This window comes from Marinicrinis lubricantis (genome assembly GCF_042658665.1).
Classification (GTDB): domain Bacteria; phylum Bacillota; class Bacilli; order Paenibacillales; family KCTC-33676; genus Marinicrinis; species Marinicrinis lubricantis.
Genome location: NZ_JBHSQV010000031.1, coordinates 12,621 through 32,986 on the forward strand (window position 1 = coordinate 12,621; position 20,366 = coordinate 32,986).

Genomic DNA, 20,366 nt, shown 5'->3' on the forward strand with positions numbered 1-20,366 from the left:
CAATGTGGAAGGTTATCAAATAGTACCGTGGGATCACCTCATTGCTGCTATGCCTGCAGATACAGTTTTGGAGCAATATGTACCGCCAGAAGTCGAGGCTGTTGCTCAGCAGGTGATCCAGCAGTATGACATGCAAGTCCACGACATGACACTGATCACCTCCAAGCCTGATAAAGGCGGCGCAATATGGAAAATCAACACCGATAAAGGCCCTAGAAGCTTGAAGGTTCTTCATCGAACGCCGCAGCGGAGCTTGTTCAGTGTGGGAGCACAAGAATATCTGGTGCAGAAAGGAGCGAGAGTACCGGCATTAATTCGCAACAAGCAAGGCGATAATTGTACGGAAGCCGGCGGAAAGCTGTGGATCGTGACCAATTGGATCGAGCTTGCACCCGCTTCCAAAATTGATCTAGAAGGAGCTTCTGCTCTCTGCTACGGTCTGGGGGAATTTCATAAGCTTTCCAAAGGCTACATCCCCCCTTTCGGAGCTGCCGTTTCATCCAGGCTGTACAGATGGCCGAAGTATTACGAAAAGATTGTCCAAAAGATCGGGTGGTTCCGTGACATCGCCAGAGCTTACGGAGAGCTTGAGGGAAGCCAACTGCTTCTGTCTGTCGTAGACGATTTTGAGCTTCAAGCAAAGCAATATCTTGAACGCTTCCATCAATCTGCTTATAAGCGTATGGCAGCCAAAGGCGATGCATATTGGGGCCTCGTACATCAAGATTATGGTTGGTCGAACGGTCAAATGGGGCCGGGCGGAATTTGGATTATCGACCTCGATGGGGTCGCCTACGATTTTCCAATCCGCGATCTTCGCAAATTGATTACCAGCACCATGGATGATATGGGGAATTGGGATCTGACTTGGATCCGCGGTATGATTGATGCTTATCATCAGGCCAATCCGCTAGATCAAGAGACATTCGATCTGCTGTGGATTGACATGGCATTTCCAAACGAATTCTATAAACATGTGAAAGAGGTTCTATTTCATCCTGCAGAATTCATACCGCTCGAGCTTCAATCCATTATACAGCGCGTACTAACGACCGAAGCGAGTAAATGGCAGGCGCTAGCTGAATTGGAAAAGGATCTAACCCAATACCCAGCCGGAGATTATCCTGAAGAAGAAGCAACCATCGTTCCTGTTCTGGTGGACGAATCCATATTCGCTCCAGCACCTTTATCAGTACAACCTGAAGCGCAGCCAGTCATCACTGAACCTGCTGCAGCTGTTGAACCTGTCGCTATTGAACCTACCGCTATTGAACCTGTCGCTGCTGAGCCCGCACTATTCACTGAGCCTCCAGTTTATGTTGAATCAGCAGCAGAAGCGTTGCCCGTCATAGAACCCGCGCCAATTCCTGCGATTCCTGTTTACTCGGAAACCACAGTGTCAGAGCCTGCACCTGTCATGGAGATCCCTATTTCTGTGCCACCGCTCGTCGCTCCCGCTCCAGCACTTTCGCGAATAACGAAGAAGATCAAGGTGAGACGACCCTCGTCTTCTAAAACCAGAAAGGCTTCTTCCAGCAAGAAAAAAATAAAATCGAAAAAGAAGCAGCTGTCCAAATCATCTACCGCAAAGACATCGAAAACAGGAGGTAAATTAAAACAGGTTAAGAAAAAGACGATCACCAAGCAGAAAAAGAAAAATCATTCAATGAAAAAAGCAGCAGCGAAGAAAGCAAATCTTCTCAACAGTTCGAAGCAGCGAAAAGTAGCCTTATATGATCCGAACCGAAAAAAAATAAAACAAATGACTGTGAACAGAGCCTCCGCATCCAACCAAACGTTATCCTCTTCTTTGAAAAAGAAAATAGCAAAAAAGCTGAAGTCAGCGTAATTTAGGGAGGGGAAAGTAAAGTGAATGTATTGATGATTTGTACAGAAAAATTGCCAGTCCCCAACATTAGAGGCGGTGCCATCCAGACTTACATCGGCGGTGTCGCTTCCATGTTGGCCAAACATCATCGGCTTACCATTTTAGGTCGAGATGATCCCGAATTGCCGCAGGATGAAACCGTCAATGGCATACGTTATGTCCGTAGAGAATCGCAAGGATTGCTCGATATATATGCCCAGGGTGTCATTGAATTTTTAAACAATTGCGGTGAAGTTTATGACATCATTCATATTTTTAACCGTCCAAAGCTGGTGCTGCCGGTGCGTCAAATGGCTCCGCAATCACGCATTATTCTCAGCATGCACAATGATATGTTTCATCCTGAAAAGCTTCACAAACAGGAGGGAACTGCTCTCTTGGAGCAGACCGAACGCATTGTTACGATCAGCAATTACATCGGTCAGACCATTGTTCAATATTATCCGCAGGCCGCACCGAAGCTGCGAACGATATACTCCGGCGTTGATTTGAATTTATTCGCTCCATGGACAGTATCGGAATACGCAAGGCAAACACGCCAAACGATCAGGGCAGCGAATAACCTTGACTCTAAAAAAGTGATTCTTTTCGTCGGCAGACTATCGAGAAATAAAGGACCTCACGTCCTTGTTAAAGCGATGTCCCAGCTGCAGCATTCCGATGCCGCACTCGTTATCGTTGGCGGAGCTTGGTATAGTGACAATCGAATCAGCGATTATATCGCTTATGTTCGCGCATTAGCTGAACGATCACCCATCCCTGTCATTACAACCGGGTATGTTCAAGCACATGAAGTACATCAATGGTATCTTGCCGGTGATGTATTTGTTTGTACTTCCCTTTGGGAGGAACCATTGGCTAGAGTGCATTATGAAGCCATGGCCGCCGGGCTGCCCTTTGTCACGACGGCGAGAGGAGGAAATCCGGAAATTGTAAACGGCAGTAATGGTCTGCTGGTCAAGAACCCGGAAGATCCGGCGGAATATGCAAGAGCCTTGAACCAACTGCTGTCGAATATGGAGCAAAGCCGTCAAATGGGATTAAACGGACGCCGCATTGTAGAATCGAATTTCACGTGGGAAAGAGTGGCTTCGAATATATTGGACGTTTGGGCTGGAAACTGAGGCATTTGCTACAAAATCATAAATACCCTTGTCGGAAGAATGCAATCATCCTGACAAGGGTGTATTGTATTTATAATATAAGAAAACGACTGCCGGCGTTCATTCATCCCCTTGGCTGATGTTAAACCGCTGCAGGCAGTCTTCATCCAAATTAATCTTCCTCGTCCTCATCCTCGTCTTCGTCGTCGTCATCATCTTCATCATCTTCGTCTTCGTCATCAACTACAGATATCGTGGCTGATTCATCTTCATCATCATCTTCATCATCTTCATCATCATCTTCGTCTTCATCATCTGGATCTTCTAGATCTAATTCTATTTTGTCTCCGTCCACCAATTCGCCTTCGACTTGAACGACTTGATCCCAATCGACTTCTCCCAGCATCGCTTGTAGAGCTTCGGCACGGTTAACGACAGCTCCAGACTCATCCTCATCCTCTTCAATTGAAAAATCGCGAGTTTCCCCATCCTGGTATTCCACTTGAATTTCAATCAAATTCGGATTCGATTCTACCCATTGACGAACCGCTTGCGCTTTGTCCAACTCCATCATTCCCTTCTGCTCTTCAACGTAATCTGCATTTCTCCACAATGTATCATATTTCTGATCACTGATAAGTGCATGGGTATAATTCGCGTTATAACAGCGGATTTATGTGAAGGTCCATCGTAATGAAAGTGCACAATTCCCTTTGTACGGGATTCATGCCTTTACCTTACCGCATGAAGTCACATAAATTATAAAAAATTGTAAATGACACGAACCTAACAATGCACTTACTCATTCATCATATGCATCCCTGCTTGCTCATCATGACCTTCGTGCCAATTTTTTATATTCTACAGCAGAATGGAGGAAAATGAAGGATGAACATTCTTGTGATGGGTATGGGATACGTTGGAATTACCACCGCATTGATGCTGGCAGAATCGGGATGGACCGTCACCGGCTACGATGTGGATGAACGTAAAATCAGTTCACTCAAGCAAGGGGTCGTTCCCTTCTTCGAGCCTGGTTTGGATGCTTTATTGTCTCAACATTTGAATAGTGGACAACTGCATGTCACTTCGTCAGTGAAATCCGCCATAAAACAAAATCAGGTCATTTTTTTATGTGTTGGGACGCCTTCCTTGGACGACGGAAGTCCCGATTTGAAATATATTCACAGTGCTGCCGAAAGCATCGCCCGTTATATGCAGGAATACAAGCTGATCGTCGTGAAAAGCACCGTTCCTATCGGTACGAATGGACGATTAACGGAATGGATTGCATCACATCAAATTTCAGCCGTACCATTCGATGTCGTGTCTAATCCCGAATTTTTGCGGGAAGGCAGTGCGCTCTACGATTCGCTGCATCCGGATCGCATTGTGATTGGAACCGATCATAAATGTGCGGCTCGTCAAATGCGGACCATTTACAATGCAATAAATGCTCCCATCCTTATCACGGAACCCAAAACGGCTGAAATGATCAAATATGCGTCAAATGCCTTTTTAGCAACCAAAATATCGTATATGAATGAACTCGCCCGGCTCTGTGATACGCTGCAGATTCATATTGATGATGTCGCCAAAGGAATGGGGATGGATCATCGAATTGGGGCACATTTTCTCAAGGCTGGAATTGGATATGGAGGTTCCTGCTTTCCAAAGGATATCAATGCACTTTTAAATACAGCAAGCGGTCATCAGCACAGGTTAACGATCCTGGAACAAGTCGTTCAAGTGAACAATACCCAGCATGCTTTTTATTTAGACAAGTGGGAAGAGATAGTCGGCGGTTTCAGAAACAAGAACGTCGCGGTATTCGGTCTCTCATTCAAACCTGATACGGACGACTTAAGAGAGTCTCCTTCTCTATCGATGATCTCCTCTCTCATCAGCAAACGTGCATCCGTTAAAGTACATGATCCTGTCGCCAAGCTTCCGGCACAGCTCAGTTCCAGCCCTGTGGAGCAATGCGATTCGATCGATGAAGCCGTTACTGGGGCGGATGCCATCATATTATGTACGGATTGGAATCATTACAAATATGCAGATTGGTCTCGCATCCATTCCTTAATGAAGCATCCCTTTCTATTTGATGGAAAGAATGCGCTGAACCGAAGAGAGATGGAAGTTGCCGGATTTCATTACTTCGGCATCGGCCAGCCCTATGAAACCCATAAATTAACATCACGCTCGCAGCTTCTGCCATAAGTCAAATAAGCCCGAAGTCAACGAATCATCAATGAGGTATGAAGGCGTTACTTCTAAGCACTAAAAGGAGAATGCATATGAATATATTGGTTACAGGATGTGCAGGATTTATAGGCTCCCATTTATGCGAGCGGCTACTGCGGGAGGGGCATACGGTCTATGGCTTAGATGCCTTAGTCCCCTCCTCTACCCCCCAGCATATTCGGGAACGAAATCTGAATGGGGTGCTGAATCACCCTCGATTTCAGTGGATTCAACAAGATGTGCTTACAGTCGACTGGAGCCAGCTTTTGACCAAGGTCGATATCGTTTATCATTTAGCCGGCATGCCGGGAGTACGATCGAGCTGGGGGAAGGATTTCAAGCCTTACGTTACACACAATATTGAAGCGACACAGCAGCTTTTGGAAGGCTGCCGCAGGTATCCCGTGAAGCGGTTTATTTACGCTTCGACCTCTTCTGTATATGGAGAGAAAACAGGCAGGGTGGATGAAACAGCTTTGACGGAACCACTGTCACCTTACGGCATTACGAAATTAACCGGTGAGCATCTCTGCCGAGTGTATGCTGCAGCGTATGATATTCCTGCGGTCGTACTGCGTTTCTTCACCGTCTATGGACCGAGGCAACGGCCTGACATGGCCTTTAATCGCTTCATTCATCATATGGCTCAGCAAACGCCTATTCCAGTCTTCGGCGACGGAACGCAGTCACGAGACTTTACCTATATCGATGACTGTATCGATGCGGTGGCTGCCGCCACACATGCGGATGGAATTATTGGAGAGACGATCAACATCGGCGGAAAAGAGCGGGCGACCGTATTGGAATGCATTTCGATTCTCGAGGAAATCTTCGGCATACAGGCTGTTCTGCAATTTACGGGTAACACACGCGGAGAACCAAAGCATACGTGGGCCGATATTTCTAAAGCTCGAGCTTTACTGAACTATGAACCGAAAGTAACGCTGCAGGAAGGACTTCGAATGGAGGTTCGTGATTTACTGCCAGACTTTCCTATTGATTAATTAGCTCATATTCCAATATATGCATACAAACAGGGACTGTTTCCTATAAGAAAGAAGTTCATCTTATAGAAGCAGTCCCTGACCTTTTTTAACATTACATCGATCTAGCTATAAAATTCATTAGGAATGGCTCCGAATTTGCGAAGATGATATAAGAGCGGAGCTTTATGATGATTAACGATATCGATTACTTCGCCGATGAGGATGGTATGATCCCCAGCATCCATCGTTTTAAACGTTCTGCACTGCATGACCCCTGCTGCGCCTGAAATGATGGGAAGCTGATGCGGTGAAAGCTCCCATTCGCAGTTTTTAAAACGATCAATGCCTTTGCTCGCGAATAATGAACAGATGTCTGCTTGATCACTCGACAATACATGAACAGCGAATTTATCCGTATTCACAAAAGCCGGATAGGACGAAACCTTTTTATCAATCGACCATAAAATCAGCAGAGGATCCAATGATACGGAGGCGAAGGAATTGACCGTTAATCCTAACGGAACTTGGCCTTCCCCTACAGTAGTGACAACCGTAACGCCAGTCGGGTAATTTCCCATCACTTCTTTAAATGTTGTGGCTGCTGGCTGATGACTCATTCAATCACACCTTTTCGTTTGATTTCCTTTGGATTTTCAATCTCTTTTCAATATTTAGTAAATAGTTATGTTTATTATGTTTGAACCGGAAACAAAAAGCAACTGTTTCCAGTATAATCGGATAACAGCTGCCTTATGATATTTGTCAAAATGGTTGCTTCAACGCTTCTTCAACCAGATTGGCATATGATCGCGAATATATTTTAATCCGGTATATCTTTGGCGAATATCGGGAGCTCGAAGCAGCGCATCCGTCACCAGCTCCTCGGAAATTCCCAGCTCCTCTGGTGTCGTAGGTCCTCCTGCAGCTCGCATCCATGAGGCAATCTGTTCCGCCTCCGGTATAGATGCATAGACCTCGAAGGCACTCCCAGGCTTTTCCGAAGCCAGTCTGTGGTATAAAGGCGTTAACAATATCGTTGCCACCCCGACCTTCGCTCCGTGCAAAAGCTGCTTTCTGCCGTTCAAAATAAAATCCATTTCCCACATATGAGAAATATGATGCTCCCCTCCCGATGCAGGTCGTGAATGATCGATCATCAGCATCGATAACCCGGACAGAATCAAGCTCTCCATTAAAATTTGAATGCCCTTTTCACTGCCTGAAGCAATCTCTTCTGCATACTCTACACAAGCATCCAGCGCTTCTTTAGTCCATTCATATGCCAAAGGACAAAAAGGTTCTTGTCCCATTTCCCTGGAAATGATCCAATCCGCAAGGGAAGTGAATTTACCGAGCATATCACCAAATCCGGCGGCTGTCAGCGCCTTTGGAGCCTTTACCAAAATTTCGGTATCCGCGAAAATCGCCTTCGGCGGAACAGCTTGAATCGTCTGCTTAAACTGATGAATGATGAGCGGTGCTCCTGCAGAAGTAAATCCGTCTACAGATGCTGCGGTAGGCACCGAAATAAACGGAATGCCGGTCTTGTAGCTGACGAACCGAACGATATCATGAATCGTTCCAGAACCTACTGCAATGAGAAGCTGAACATCCGGAATCAGCTCGGATAACAGCTGCAGGATTGAGTCGCCATCCGCTAACACGTCTCCTGCGGCATTGGGCTTTAAACGAGTAACCGAGCATGGAATATCATGTCCCTCAAGCTGTTCCTTCAATCGTTCACCCGCCGCCTTGAATGTATGGTCATCCGCTATGATATGAGGCTTTGAATAATTATTTTCATTCAAATATGTCGAAACTTGAACCAGCACTCCCCTGCCAATGACGCATTCCATCTCCACAGTATGATGGGGGTGTCCGCACTGGCATACAGAGGAACCTCCATTCATACGATCAATCTTCGATTTCATAGTACCGCTCCTCCTGCATTGCTTTCGTCTCTTCTCTATTCTATCATTTTTTTGCCAGACGAATCACGTTCCAGGATGCCTTTGCGAGAGTGGCTTCAATTTTGCCATCCTGCAGCAGTGCATTTCCGTTCGAGTGAGGCTTCACTTGTTCACACTGTTCGGTGTTAACAGCTTTCAGGTCATCGTTCTCCAGCACAATGTGCTCTACGAGCTGATATCCTGCAAAGCTTCTAACGTCACAATCCAGATGAAGCTCATCCGTAAGGGAACGATTCACTGCAAAAATGGTTACCGCTTCACTCTCCTCATCATAGACGCTAACCGATTCCAAATAAGGAACATCCGTAAATTCCTTGCTGTCATACTTATCGGAAGAAATAACCGGCTGCAATGCCTTCCCTCTTCCGTATACCGAAGTATGAAGATACGGATAGAAGATCGTTTGCTTCCAAGCTCCTCCTCCATTGGATGTCATAATCGGAGCTATTACATTGACGAGTTGTGCCATGCATGCCATCTTCACACGGTCGGAATGCTTCAGCATCGTGATCAGCATGCAGCCGACGAGCAGTGCATCCTCAAAATTGTATACATCCTCCAACTGAGGCGGCGCGACCTGCCAAGGCTTCAGCTGCTTATCCGCAGAGTGGGAATGATACCATACATTCCATTCGTCAAAGCTTAACATAAGCGTCTTCTTGCTGCGCTTCTTTGCTTTGATGTAATCGCAGGTGGAAATGACGGTTTTAATAAAATGATCCATATCCAACGATTTCGCCAAATAGCTTTCCGTGTCGTTATTCGGATTGCCGTAGTATTGGTGTAAGGAAACATAATCCACAGCTTCATACGTAATATCCAGGCTGGTCGCTTCCCATTCAGGGAACGTCTTCATCCCTGTCGAAGAGCTGCCGCACGAGACAAGCTCGATAGAATCATCCACCCATTTCATCACTTTGGCCGCTTCCAGCGCCTTCTTTCCGTAATCTTCAGCATTCATATGGCCGATCTGCCAAGGACCGTCCATCTCGTTGCCGAGACACCATGTTTTAATTTTGTGCGGTTCCTGATACCCATGGGATTTCCGCAGATCGCTCCAATATGTACCTCCCGGATGATTGCAGTATTCGACCAGATTTCTAGCGGCATCGATGCCTCGAGTACCTAAGTTGACAGCCATCATGACCTCTGTGTTCACTTTTTTCGCCCAATCGGCAAATTCATTCGTGCCGACTTCGTTTGTCTCAATCATCTTCCAAGCCAGCTCCAAGCGTTTAGGACGGTCTTCTTTCGGCCCAACGCCGTCTTCCCAATTGTAACCGGATACAAAGTTCCCGCCCGGATAACGCACAATCGGAACTTGAAGCTCCTTCACCAGTTCCATCACATCCCTGCGAAATCCTTGCTCATCCGCTTCCGAATGCCCTGGTTCATAAATACCGCCATAGACAGCTCTTCCTAAATGCTCAATAAAGGACCCATAAATTCGCTTATCAATTTCCGAAATAACAAAATCCTTATCCAGTAACATTCTTGCTTGTTTCAAGTTGATTCTCCTCCCTGCAGACATTGATTTAACTTCCTTCTTCTATACTCATCATAATGAAAGGTTCTTACATCGTCAATAAAAATATATTATATTAATAAATTTATTAATTTACATAGATGTAAAAAGCGCCCGTCGGCATCCTCTGAAAAAGAAAATGCTGCCCCATGTTAAAAAAGGAGCATTCCCTAACGGAATACTCCTTCATTCACTGCTGTTTCCTTCGCACGTGTATCGTTCATGCCCCGAAATTCGCAGTGTGTATTATGAGGCAGCGACGATCGTGTACGTCTCACCTTTTTTCGTCTCGAAAGACTCATTGCCCAATACGGTCCCATCCTGTCCAAGCACTTGAACCGGTACTGCGGATCGAATACGACAAGCCCCATCCTTTGTAGACAAGATCGATGCTTTTAGCAGCTTGCCATCTTTCCAAGCCATATCTACAATAAAGCCGCCGCGAGCCTTTAAACCCGTGACTGAACCTTCTGACCATGCCTCCGGCAGAGCAGGCAGCAAATCCAGCTCATCCAAGTGAGATTGCAGCAGCATCTCCGCAATCCCAGCCGTTCCGCCAAAGTTGCCGTCAATCTGGAATGGAGGGTGATCATCGAACAAATTCGGATAGGTGGAACGAGAGAGCAGCGTTTGGACAAATTGATGGGCGGTCTTCCCATCTCTCAATCTAGCGTAGAGATTGATCAGCCACGCACAGCTCCAGCCCGTATGGCCGCCGCCATGCTTCAGTCTTCTTTCCAATGTCACTTTGACAGCTTCTACGAGCTCGGGTGTATCACGATGATTAATTTCATTCCCCGGATACAAGCCATACAAATGAGAAACGTGGCGATGTCCAGGTTCATGCTCTTCAAAATCTTCATACCATTCCTGCAGCTGTCCGTGCTTTCCAATCTGATACGGCGGAAGCTTCACGATTGCATTCTTTAGCTCTCCTCGAAATTCCTCATCTGCCCCCAGCACTAGGCTTGCCTCTATACAATGGCTGAACAAGTCCCGCATAATTGCCATATCCATCGTCGAAGCCATCGACACGCTGCAGGGCTCCCCATCCGGTGTGACAAATTTATTTTCCGGAGAGGTTGAAGGGATCGATATCAATTTGCCGTCCTCGGTCTCGACGAGCCAATCCAAGCAAAACCTTGCAGCTCCTTTCAAGATTGGATATGCCTTTTCACGCAAAAAATCCTCATCGAGATTAAATTCGTAATGCTCCCACAGCTGTCTGCTCAGCCACGCTCCTCCCATCGGCCAGAACGCCCAGCTCGCATCCCCGTCTGACGGGGACGACATTCTCCACAAATCCACATTATGATGCGCCGTCCACCCTCTGCTGTTGTAATGAATTTGTGCGGTTCGGCTTCCGCTCACGGTCAAGTCATCCAGCATTTGAAACAAAGGCTCATGAAGCTCGCTTAAATGGCATACTTCAGCAGGCCAATAGTTCATCTCTGTATTAATATTAATCGTATAATTGCTGTTCCATGGCGGTGAGACGTGATCATTCCAAATTCCCTGCAGATGGGCTGGCTGTGTTCCCGGCCTTGAACTTGCAATGAGCAAATAACGTCCAAATTGGAAATACAGCGCTTCTAATCCCGGATCGTTCTTATCCTCCTTATACCGCTCCAGTCGTTCATCCGTCGGCAGTTCACTTCGCTCGCCCGAACCTAATCGGAGCTGTACTCGATTAAACCAGGCAGCCTGCTCCTGTTCATGACGCTTCAACAGAGCCTCATAGCTGTGCTTGGCTGCAGATGCGAGCCACTCTATGCATTTTTGCTCTGGATTTATGGTGCTGTGCTTGGGATCGATATCGAACTTCTCAAAATTTGTGGCAGCGCTTAAATAGATCATCACGGCATCAGCTTGTTCGACGATAAGCTGTCCTTCATCGTTCGGACGAACGGTCCCTCCATCGATGTGCAGTTCAAGATGGATTTCAAAGCTGAGTCCTTGTCCTTCCAAATAGTAGACGGGATTCGGATGGTCACCGCGGTAATTGTCAGCTATGTGAGCTGGAGCTTGTCCTTCCAATACGAGCTTAGATCCGCCCTTTGCAATGACGTTATGCCGAAGCTTGGACCAAAGTCCAATCTTCATGTTAATCTGTGCCTGCTCGCTGGCGGTTACACGAACGGCCATCACTTGATCGGCTGCACTGACCCAAGCTTCCCGAACGACCTGTACGTCTTCGATAGAATAAGTTGTGGTGGTGACGCCTCTTTCTAAATCCAGATCTCGAGTCGAATACTGCACCTTCTCTACACCTTCATGTTCAATCAGTAGATCTCCCAATGAAAGGTACGATTCGGTGCGACGTGCAACCATGTGCCGATTAATCAACTCCTCGGCTTCTTTATATTTTCCTTGCTGGATCAGTTCTCTTGCTGTCTTCAAATGACGCAGAGCTTCATAATTGTTGGTATCCCTGGGAAAGCCGGACCACAACGTATCCTCATTAAGCTGAATTCTTTCCTGCAGGGCCCCACCGAACACCATACCTCCTAGTCTGCCATTCCCAATCGGCAGAGCTTCTTCCCAGCGCGATGCAGGCTGGCGGTACCACAGCTTCCATGGTGATGTTTTTTTCAATTGATTCATCTCCTGACCTATTGCTTTATGACTTTGAAAAGAAATTATGAATCATCCAGCTGCTTTAAACAGTCGGAGCCTTCTTGTTAACCATCAATACAATATAGCCTTCCATTTGACTTTACCATGCTGATAGTGAATTTCAAGATGTCCATTTTTAGGGTGGCTCACATATGGAAGAAAGGGTCCCTTTAGTACGAGACCCTTTCTTCTCATTATATTAATCAATAAAAACGCTTACAAACACCCCAAACATTTCCTGAAATCTCATATAGTTTTTTGACATTTTCATTTCACAATCCAACCGATCCGCCCCAATGCTCGATCCTTGCCTTTACGAACGTTTCATATTCGTCTTCCATTTTCTCAACACCGTTTTCCTCAATTTCGGTCATGTATTCATCCCACAACGCGTCGAATTCAGCTGGCTCGGCCAAGATGATTTCAGGAATCCGCCTTCTTGTAATTTCCTCCATCGTTTTGTACAGTACTGCATAATCCGTATCCGTTGGCGTAGAAATATTCCAAGCTGCACCCCAAGGCTTCACCGGGAACTCATCCCGCTGCGGCCACAATTCAATCCATCTTTCTACACCGTATTGGGAGAGTGTTTCTTTCTCCACATCCGAATAGCTTTGGATAATCTGTTCGGGATATTTCGTCGTATAATAATTTCCAGAAGAGTCCTTCACTCCGTCACCATAGCGGGCAGAAATGCTGTACATGCCAATACCGGACTCTTTCGTGAAATTGGTCGCATCATTTACCTTTCGATCTAACACCTCATCTGGAATAACACGTGTACCGTTCTCATCTACCATGTAGTGCTTCCCTTCAATCCCCCAGTTGTTGAGAATTTGACCTTCTTCTGAAGCGAGGTAATCTAAAAATTGAATGGCACGTACCGGATCTTCCGCTTCCGTCGTGATTCCGATGCCCCATCCTGCCATAAAGCCGGTGCTTTGAAGCGAATGATCCTTATACTCTTCAGTCAAGGTTACAGGAAAGTGAGCATAAGTTTGTTCAAATTTGCCCTCGGCCTTTAGTGCGTTCACACTGTCTTGAAAGCCCCAATCCTGATCAATGACACCGACCACACGGCCAGATGCGATTTTAGCTTTATATTGATCTTCCTTCTGTACGAACGCTTCTCGATCAAGGAGCCCGATATCGTTCATATGATTTAACCAGCGAAAATACTCCTTTTCTTCAGGGCGTCTGTAATGGTAAGTGACTTCATACGTTTCTTGATTAATATGAAATTCCCCGTCATCAGGCGCGCCTGTCGTGTAAAACGCCGGGTTCGTTACCCCGATCATAATTCTCCAATCATCCGCGAGCACCGTTAAACCGATCGTAGGTTGACCATCCGCCGTCGTTGGATGTTGATCTACATACTGCTGAATGACAGCTTCGTAATCTTTAACGGTTTTGATGTCTGGATAGCCCGCTTCTTTCACCGCAGCATGCTGGAGATGGAAGGAACCGGCAATATCCATATATTGTTGATCGATGGATTCAGCGGTAGGGAGAATGTAGATGGCATCATCCTCTGCACTCCACCTGAGGCGGTCCCAGTATTTTTCATATGCCTTTTTCAGGTTCGGACCATGCTCTTCGATCAGATCTCTTAAGTCAATCAATGCGCCTGCGTCAACCAGCTTGCTGGCATCCCCTTTAGGAGAAATCATATCCGGGTAATCGCCGCTGGCAATCATCAACGCGATTCGATTCGCATCCATCGCAAATTCTGCTTCCAAGGTAACGCCTGTTTTTTTCGTAAGTTCTTTTCCGACTTCGTCCTGCATATTGTTCCAAGATGAAATAGGATCGACACTGAACCAAGACAATGTGATAGGCTCAGCGTTTGTATCTTCTCCGCTGCCTTCCCCCCCATTACCGGAATTGGTATTGGTATTTGCGTTCGTATTGGTGTTGGTATTGTTCTCGTTCCCGCCATTATTACCGCTTCCGCAAGCGGCTAATGTTGTAACGAGTGTTGAGACGATGAAGATAATCATCAACATCTTGGCTGTGGATTTCTTCATGCCGTATAACCTCCCATAATTTTGGTTTTAGGCAAAACAACAAAGTCCTTGTTTATAGGAAACCACTGGTTCGTTGTTTATGACCTAATCGTAATTGATAAAAGCGCTTTCAAACACCCTAATAATTCATTGCAAAATCATACATATATTGGAGATTTGACATTTTGTGACGAAAATCGTATCGTGCTTTCAAACGTTCGTGAACTTCACATGAGGTGAAATAAAAAAAGGGACTGCCCAAGTCAATCATTTGACTGATGGACAATCCCATATGTTTAGAATTAATTCCAGAGTTCTACTCTTGCTTTAACAAGCTTCTCGTACTCGTCTTCGAATTTCTCTACGTCATTTTCCTCGAGCTCTGTCATAAACTCATCCCACTTAGCGTCGAAATCAGCTGGATCTGCTAGGACGATTTCCGGAATCGATCTTCTTGTAATCTCTTCCATCGTTTTGTACAGAATCGCTAAATCGGAATCACTTGGATAAGATAGATCCCATGCAGCACCCCAAGCTTTCACTGGGAATTCATCCTTTTGAGGCCACAATTCAATCCATCTTTCTACGCCGTAAGCAGCAAGAGTTTCTTTCTCTACCTCGTTGTAGTTATTAATTACTTGCTCTGGGAATGTTGTCGTGTAATAGTTACCAGTGGAATCTTGTACACCGTCACCATAGCGAGCGGAGATGCTGTACATACCGATTCCTGTTTCTTTCGTAAAGTTGGTGTTGTCGTTAATTTTCTTGTCCAATACTTCTGGAATAATGACACGCTTACCGTCTTCTACAGTGTAATGCTTGCCTTCGATTCCCCAGTTGTTCAGGATTTGACCTTCATCAGATGCTAGCCAATCCAAGAACTTGATCGCACGCACTGGATCTTCCGCTTCCGTCGTAATACCGATTCCCCATCCCGCCATGAAACCGGTGCTTTGCAGAGCGTGATCTTTATACTCTTCTGTCAACGTAATTGGGAAGCGAGCATAAGCCTGCTCGTATTTGCCTTCGGATTTCAAGGAGTTCACCGAGTCAGCAAAGCCCCAATCCTGGTCAATGACGCCGACGACACGTCCAGTCGCAATTTTAGCTTTATACTGATCTTCTTTTTGTACAAACGCTTCCGGATCAAGCAATCCGATATCGTTCATGTGGTTTAACCAGCGGAAATATTCCTTCTCTTCAGGACGTCTGTAGTGAAGAGTCACTTCGTATGTTTCTGGATCGATATAGATTTCACCGTCATCCGGTGCACCCGTCGTAATGAACGCTGGGTTCGTCACGCCGATCATAATTCTCCAGTCATCGGCCAACAATGTTAAGCCAATGGTAGGTTGTCCATCTGCAGTTGTTGGATGGCTGTCGACATATTGCTGAATGACTGCCTCGTAATCTTTCACCGTCTTAATTTCAGGATAGCCTGCTTCTTTCACGGCTTGATGTTGAAGGTGGAAAGTACCGCCTGTATCCATATATTCTTGATCGACACCATTCAGCGATGGCAGGATGTAGATGGAGTCGTCATCTTTGCTCCATTTCAGGCGCTCCATGTAATCCCCGTATACTTTCTTCAGGTTCGGACCATGTTCTTCGATCAAATCTGTCAAATCAATTAATGCACCTGCATCAACGAGTTTGCTGGCATCTCCCTTTGGAGAAATCATATCCGGATAGTCACCGCTTGCAATCATGAGAGCAATCCGGTTCGCATCCATGGCGAATTCTGGTTCTAAAGTAACGCCGGTACGTTTTGTAATTTCTTGACCGACTTCATCCTTCATGTCGTTCCATGTCGCTATCGGATCCGCACTGAACCAAGATAATGTAATTGGCTCTGCGCTGGACTCTCCTGCTCCGCCTTCTGCATTGCCGGAATTAGCATTCGTGTTACCGTTTTCATTATTGTTGTTACCGCTTCCACAAGCCGCTAACGATGTAATCAGCGTTGTGACGATGAAGAGTATTGCCAACAGCTTGGCAGCTGACTTCTTCATTCTGTAAGCCTCCCTTTAAATATGTTTGTTTTTTATACAACGAGAGTTGTAATTTAACCGGTTGCAATAATCATATCTTCGTTGCTTGCCTTTATCCTAATATATAAAAACGCTTTCAAATACCCTATAAATTAGATGTAAAACCATGTAACATTTTGACATCGAAAACTTCTTTTCTAAAAAAATGTTGAATCGTCTGTCACAATATAGGCTATTCATATGAACACAAAAACAGGGCCTCCTTCATGGAGACCCTGTTAGGCAAACGAAACGTTATTCTACCGTTCCGCCCCAATGTTCAATTCTTGCTTTGACATACGTTTCATATTCGTCTTCCATTTCCTCTACATCGTTATCCTCGAGTTCAGCCATGTAGTCATCCCACAGCTGATCAAATTCGGCAGGATCCGCAAGAATAATTTCTGGAATCCGTTTTCTCGTGATCTCTTCCATTGTCTTATACAATACCGCTAAATCGGAATCGCTTGGATAAGAGATATTCCATGCAGCACCCCATGGCTTCACTGGGAACTCATCCTTGCTTGGCCACAATTCAATCCATCTTTCAACACCGTATGCTGCAAGCGTTTCTTTCTCGACATCATTATAGTTTTCAATCACTTGCTCTGGGAACGTAGTCGTATAGTAATTTCCTGTTGAATCCTTTACGCCGTCACCAAAACGAGCGGAAATGTTATACATGCCAATACCGGTTTCTTTCGTAAAGTTCGTGTTGTCGTTATTTTTTCTTTCCTGTACTTCAGGAATAATGACGCGCTTGCCGTCTTCTACCGTGTAATGCTTGCCTTCAATACCCCAGTTAATCAGCACTTGACCTTCATCGGATGCGAGCCAATCCAAGAATTTGATGGCACGGACTGGATCTTCAGCTTCTGTCGTGATACCAACGCCCCATCCAGCCATATATCCTGTATCCTGGAAGGAATGATCCTTGAATTCTTCCGTCAATGTAACCGGGAATCGAGCATACGTTTTATCGAATTTGCCTTCGGATTTCAATGCGTTGACACTGTCTGAGAATCCCCAGTCTTGGTCAATAACCCCAACCACACGACCGGAAGCAATTTTCGCTTTATATTGGTCTTCTTTCTGGACGAATGCTTCTGGATCTAACAATCCGATATCGTTAATATGGTTTAACCAGCGGAAATATTCCTTTTCTTCCGGACGTCTGTAGTGATAAGTCACTTCATACGTTTCTGGATCGATGTAATATTCGCCATCGTCCGGTGCTCCCGTAGTAATAAACGCCGGGTTTGTTACCCCAATCATTATTCTCCAGTCGTCTGCCAAGAGCGAAATACCGATCGTTGGCTGACCATCTTCCGTTGTTGGATGATTTTCCACATATTGTTTGATAACGTTTTCATAATCTTTAACCGTTTTAATTTCAGGATAGCCTGCCTCTTTCAATGCTGCATGCTGAATTTGGAACGTACCGCCGGCATCCATATACTGCTTGCCTACTGCATCCAGCGTAGGAAGAATGTAGATGGAATCATCTTCTGCGCTCCACTTCAAGCGATCCATGTAATCGCCGTATACCTTTTTTAGGTTCGGGCCATGCTCTTCAATCAAATCCGTCAAATCAATCAATGCTCCAGCATCAACCAGCTTGCTTGCATCACCTTTCGGTGAAATCATATCCGGGTAGTCCCCGCTGGCGATCATTAGAGCGATGCGGTTCGCATCCATAGCGAATTCAACATCCAGCGTTACACCTGTTTGTTTCGTAATTTCTTGACCAACTTCATCCTTCATATCGTTCCATGTTGCAATAGGGTCCGCACTAAACCAAGACAAAGTGATTGGATCAGTACCAGGTTCAGTTCCACTATTTCCGTTGTTTCCGGAATTAGTACTTGTGTTCGTGCTGTTATTATTCTCGTTGTTATTACCGCTGCCACAAGCCGCTAATGAAGTAATTAGCGCTGTAACGATGAAGAGAATCGCTAACATCTTTGCTGCAGACTTCTTCATGTTGTAAACCTCCCTTTTTGTGTGTACGTTTTTTATTGTATAACAGCGAATGCTGTTGATACCGAAGTGATGAACTAAGCCTTTACTGCTCCCAATGTCATACCCTTCACAAAATATCTTTGCAGAAATGGATATACGACTAAGATTGGTACCGTAACGATGATTGTAATCGCCATCTTAACCGATTGCGGCGATACACGGTTCATATTTTGAATCACACTGTCACCGCGCGGCGCGGTATTGCCCGTTGTCGTACTCTGCAGTACCTTCTGCAGTTCATACTGCAAAGTGGTCAGCTTTTCATTGGAACCGTTATACAGATAAGTGTCGAACCATGAGTTCCATTGACCGACAGCAACGAACAAAGCGATGGTTGCTAAAACCGGTTTACATAACGGCAGGATGACTCTTAAGTAAATTGTGAAGTCATTGGCGCCGTCCAGCTTCGCGGACTCCTGCAGCGCATATGGCAATCCATCGATAAACGAGCGGATGATAAATACATTGAAGGCAACTACCATTCCGGGAAAAATGTATACCCAGAAAGAGTTCGTCAATCCCAAGTCACGAATCAGCATGTAGCCCGGAATCAATCCGCCGGATACGTACATCGTCAGCGCCAAGTAGGTCGAGACGAATTTTCTTGCCTGAAAATCGTGCCGGCTCAGAACGAATGCCAGCATGGACGAGCTGATGACTCCAAGGATCGTACCGATCAGAGTACGCAGAACGGATATTTTCGCCCCTTGAATCAAACCTCCGAAGGTAAATATTTGTTCATAATTGGCCCAAGTGAAAGCACGCGGCCATATGGTAATTCCACCCTTAACCGTATCCGACGATTCATTGAGCGATATCGCCAGTACGTTCAAAAACGGATAGAGCGTGATTACAACTACACCGATCATGAAGATCGCATTGCATATATCAAAGATTCGATCACCGGTCGTCAAACGGCTGTAGCGTCTCGATTTAGCCAATGTGATCCCCCCTTACATGATGCTTTCTTTCGTAACTTTTTTGAAAATTCCGTTGGCGGTGAACAGCAGTATGATACTCACAACAGAGTTGAATATACCAATCGCAGTACCAAAGGAATAACGTCCCATGCCAATACCATAATTCAGTGCGTATAGATCAAGCACGTCCGAATATTCTCTGACTAAGTTGTTTCCTAATAAGAACTGCTTCTCAAAGCCGATACTGATCAAGTGTCCGATCGACATAATGAGAAGAACGATAATCGTCGTGCGAATACCCGGCAGTGTAATATGCCACATTTGTTTGAGACGGTTCGCTCCGTCAACCCTGGCGGCCTCATACAATTCAGGGTCAATCCCTGCAATCGCTGCCAAATAGATGATGGCGCTCCAGCCCATTTCTTTCCAAGAGTCTACGGCAGTGATGATATACCAGAACCATTCGCCTTTCGCCATAAACTGGATCGGCTTATCAATAATTCCTAATGTCATCAACAAATCGTTAACGACTCCTCCATCGATGGACAGCATCGTGGTCACCAAGCTCGCTACTACAACCCATGAAACGAAGTGAGGCAAATACGATACCGTTTGTACAAATCGTTTCATAAAGGAATTTCTTAATTCATTCAACAGAATGGCGAAGATGATCGGAATCGTAAATCCTGCGATCAAGCTTAAAAAACTCATCGCGAGTGTATTTCGAAGCACTAAATAAAATTTATCATCACCGAATAGTGCAATGAAGTGTTTAAATCCCACCCATTCCTGTTCACTAAAGGATCTTGCCGGTTTAAAGTCCTGGAACGCCATCGTCCATCCCCAAAGCGGCAAATAGTTAAAAATGAAAACCCATACAATAAACGGGATAGACATGATATAAAGCCATTTTTGCTGCAAGGCTTTTCTCCAGAAGCTGTTTTTCTTTCGTTCGACTGGAACAACATTATTTTCTGTTACCGCTTTCAAAACAACTCCCCCTTTACCTTTCCTAATTGCTGACCATCTCTTTTGGCTCCTTTTATAACCCTA

14 protein-coding genes are annotated in these 20,366 nt (G+C 45.5%); 4 read left to right on the top strand and 10 right to left on the bottom strand.

All coding sequences use genetic code 11. From position 1 onward, the window contains the following. Positions 1-4 precede the first annotated feature (4 nt). Entirely contained in the window at positions 5-1,849 is a 1,845-nt protein-coding gene (locus tag ACFPXP_RS04720; protein WP_379892866.1) for a CotS family spore coat protein, read from the top strand. Between the two features lie 20 nt (positions 1,850-1,869). Continuing rightward, a complete protein-coding gene (locus ACFPXP_RS04725) occupies positions 1,870-3,012 on the top strand; it encodes a glycosyltransferase family 4 protein (RefSeq protein WP_379892868.1) in 1,143 nt (380 codons plus the stop codon). Between the two features lie 151 nt (positions 3,013-3,163). Here ACFPXP_RS04725 and ACFPXP_RS04730 read toward each other — a convergent pair whose 3' ends face one another. Further along, positions 3,164-3,604: a hypothetical protein gene (locus ACFPXP_RS04730; RefSeq protein ID WP_379892870.1), complete on the bottom strand. Its 441-nt coding sequence runs from the start codon at positions 3,602-3,604 to the stop codon at positions 3,164-3,166. A 275-nt stretch (positions 3,605-3,879) separates the two neighbouring features. Here ACFPXP_RS04730 and ACFPXP_RS04735 point away from each other — a divergent pair, with 275 nt between their 5' ends. After that, positions 3,880-5,214, top strand: a complete 1,335-nt coding sequence (locus ACFPXP_RS04735) for a UDP-glucose dehydrogenase family protein (protein ID WP_379892872.1) — start codon at positions 3,880-3,882, stop codon at positions 5,212-5,214. 77 nt (positions 5,215-5,291) lie between these two features. Then, positions 5,292-6,242: an NAD-dependent epimerase/dehydratase family protein gene (locus ACFPXP_RS04740; RefSeq protein ID WP_379892874.1), complete on the top strand. Its 951-nt coding sequence runs from the start codon at positions 5,292-5,294 to the stop codon at positions 6,240-6,242. A 104-nt stretch (positions 6,243-6,346) separates the two neighbouring features. Here ACFPXP_RS04740 and ACFPXP_RS04745 read toward each other — a convergent pair whose 3' ends face one another. The 9 genes from ACFPXP_RS04745 to ACFPXP_RS04785 form a co-directional block, all read right to left on the bottom strand. Then, entirely contained in the window at positions 6,347-6,841 is a 495-nt protein-coding gene (locus ACFPXP_RS04745; protein WP_379892876.1) for a flavin reductase family protein, read from the bottom strand. A 159-nt stretch (positions 6,842-7,000) separates the two neighbouring features. Then, a complete protein-coding gene (locus tag ACFPXP_RS04750) occupies positions 7,001-8,155 on the bottom strand; it encodes a sn-glycerol-1-phosphate dehydrogenase (RefSeq protein WP_379892878.1) in 1,155 nt (384 codons plus the stop codon). Between the two features lie 43 nt (positions 8,156-8,198). Continuing rightward, positions 8,199-9,725: an arabinosylfuranosidase ArfA gene (gene arfA / locus ACFPXP_RS04755; RefSeq protein ID WP_379892880.1), complete on the bottom strand. Its 1,527-nt coding sequence runs from the start codon at positions 9,723-9,725 to the stop codon at positions 8,199-8,201. A gap of 240 nt (positions 9,726-9,965) precedes the next feature. After that, positions 9,966-12,323, bottom strand: a complete 2,358-nt coding sequence (locus tag ACFPXP_RS04760; protein WP_379892882.1) for a glycoside hydrolase family 95 protein — start codon at positions 12,321-12,323, stop codon at positions 9,966-9,968. Positions 12,324-12,607: 284 nt separating this feature from the next. Beyond that, positions 12,608-14,362 (bottom strand): ABC transporter substrate-binding protein, encoded by a 1,755-nt coding sequence (locus ACFPXP_RS04765; protein ID WP_379892884.1) that lies wholly within the window; start codon positions 14,360-14,362, stop codon positions 12,608-12,610. Between the two features lie 281 nt (positions 14,363-14,643). Next, positions 14,644-16,353 carry an ABC transporter substrate-binding protein gene (locus ACFPXP_RS04770; RefSeq protein WP_379892886.1) on the bottom strand — a complete coding sequence of 570 codons (1,710 nt, stop codon included), beginning with the start codon at positions 16,351-16,353 and terminating at the stop codon, positions 14,644-14,646. A 273-nt stretch (positions 16,354-16,626) separates the two neighbouring features. Next, a complete protein-coding gene (locus ACFPXP_RS04775; RefSeq protein WP_379892888.1) occupies positions 16,627-18,354 on the bottom strand; it encodes an ABC transporter substrate-binding protein in 1,728 nt (575 codons plus the stop codon). Positions 18,355-18,428: 74 nt separating this feature from the next. Continuing rightward, on the bottom strand, positions 18,429-19,262 hold the full coding sequence (locus ACFPXP_RS04780) for a carbohydrate ABC transporter permease (RefSeq protein ID WP_379892961.1): 834 nt from the start codon (positions 19,260-19,262) through the stop codon (positions 18,429-18,431). Positions 19,263-19,346: 84 nt separating this feature from the next. Further along, positions 19,347-20,303 (bottom strand): ABC transporter permease, encoded by a 957-nt coding sequence (locus ACFPXP_RS04785; RefSeq protein WP_379892890.1) that lies wholly within the window; start codon positions 20,301-20,303, stop codon positions 19,347-19,349. Positions 20,304-20,366 lie beyond the last annotated feature (63 nt).

Excerpts from the sequence above, each read along its gene's own strand:
- ACFPXP_RS04735 (WP_379892872.1), top strand. The coding sequence starts at position 3,880 with ATGAACATTCTTGTGATGGGTATGGGATACGTTGGAATTACCACCGCA.
- ACFPXP_RS04740 (WP_379892874.1), top strand. The coding sequence starts at position 5,292 with ATGAATATATTGGTTACAGGATGTGCAGGATTTATAGGCTCCCATTTA.
- ACFPXP_RS04745 (WP_379892876.1), bottom strand. The coding sequence starts at position 6,841 with ATGAGTCATCAGCCAGCAGCCACAACATTTAAAGAAGTGATGGGAAAT.
- ACFPXP_RS04750 (WP_379892878.1), bottom strand. The coding sequence starts at position 8,155 with ATGAAATCGAAGATTGATCGTATGAATGGAGGTTCCTCTGTATGCCAG.
- arfA (WP_379892880.1), bottom strand. The coding sequence starts at position 9,725 with ATGTCTGCAGGGAGGAGAATCAACTTGAAACAAGCAAGAATGTTACTG.
- ACFPXP_RS04760 (WP_379892882.1), bottom strand. The coding sequence starts at position 12,323 with ATGAATCAATTGAAAAAAACATCACCATGGAAGCTGTGGTACCGCCAG.
- ACFPXP_RS04765 (WP_379892884.1), bottom strand. The coding sequence starts at position 14,362 with ATGAAGAAATCCACAGCCAAGATGTTGATGATTATCTTCATCGTCTCA.
- ACFPXP_RS04770 (WP_379892886.1), bottom strand. The coding sequence starts at position 16,353 with ATGAAGAAGTCAGCTGCCAAGCTGTTGGCAATACTCTTCATCGTCACA.
- ACFPXP_RS04775 (WP_379892888.1), bottom strand. The coding sequence starts at position 18,354 with ATGAAGAAGTCTGCAGCAAAGATGTTAGCGATTCTCTTCATCGTTACA.
- ACFPXP_RS04780 (WP_379892961.1), bottom strand. The coding sequence starts at position 19,262 with ATGATCGGTGTAGTTGTAATCACGCTCTATCCGTTTTTGAACGTACTG.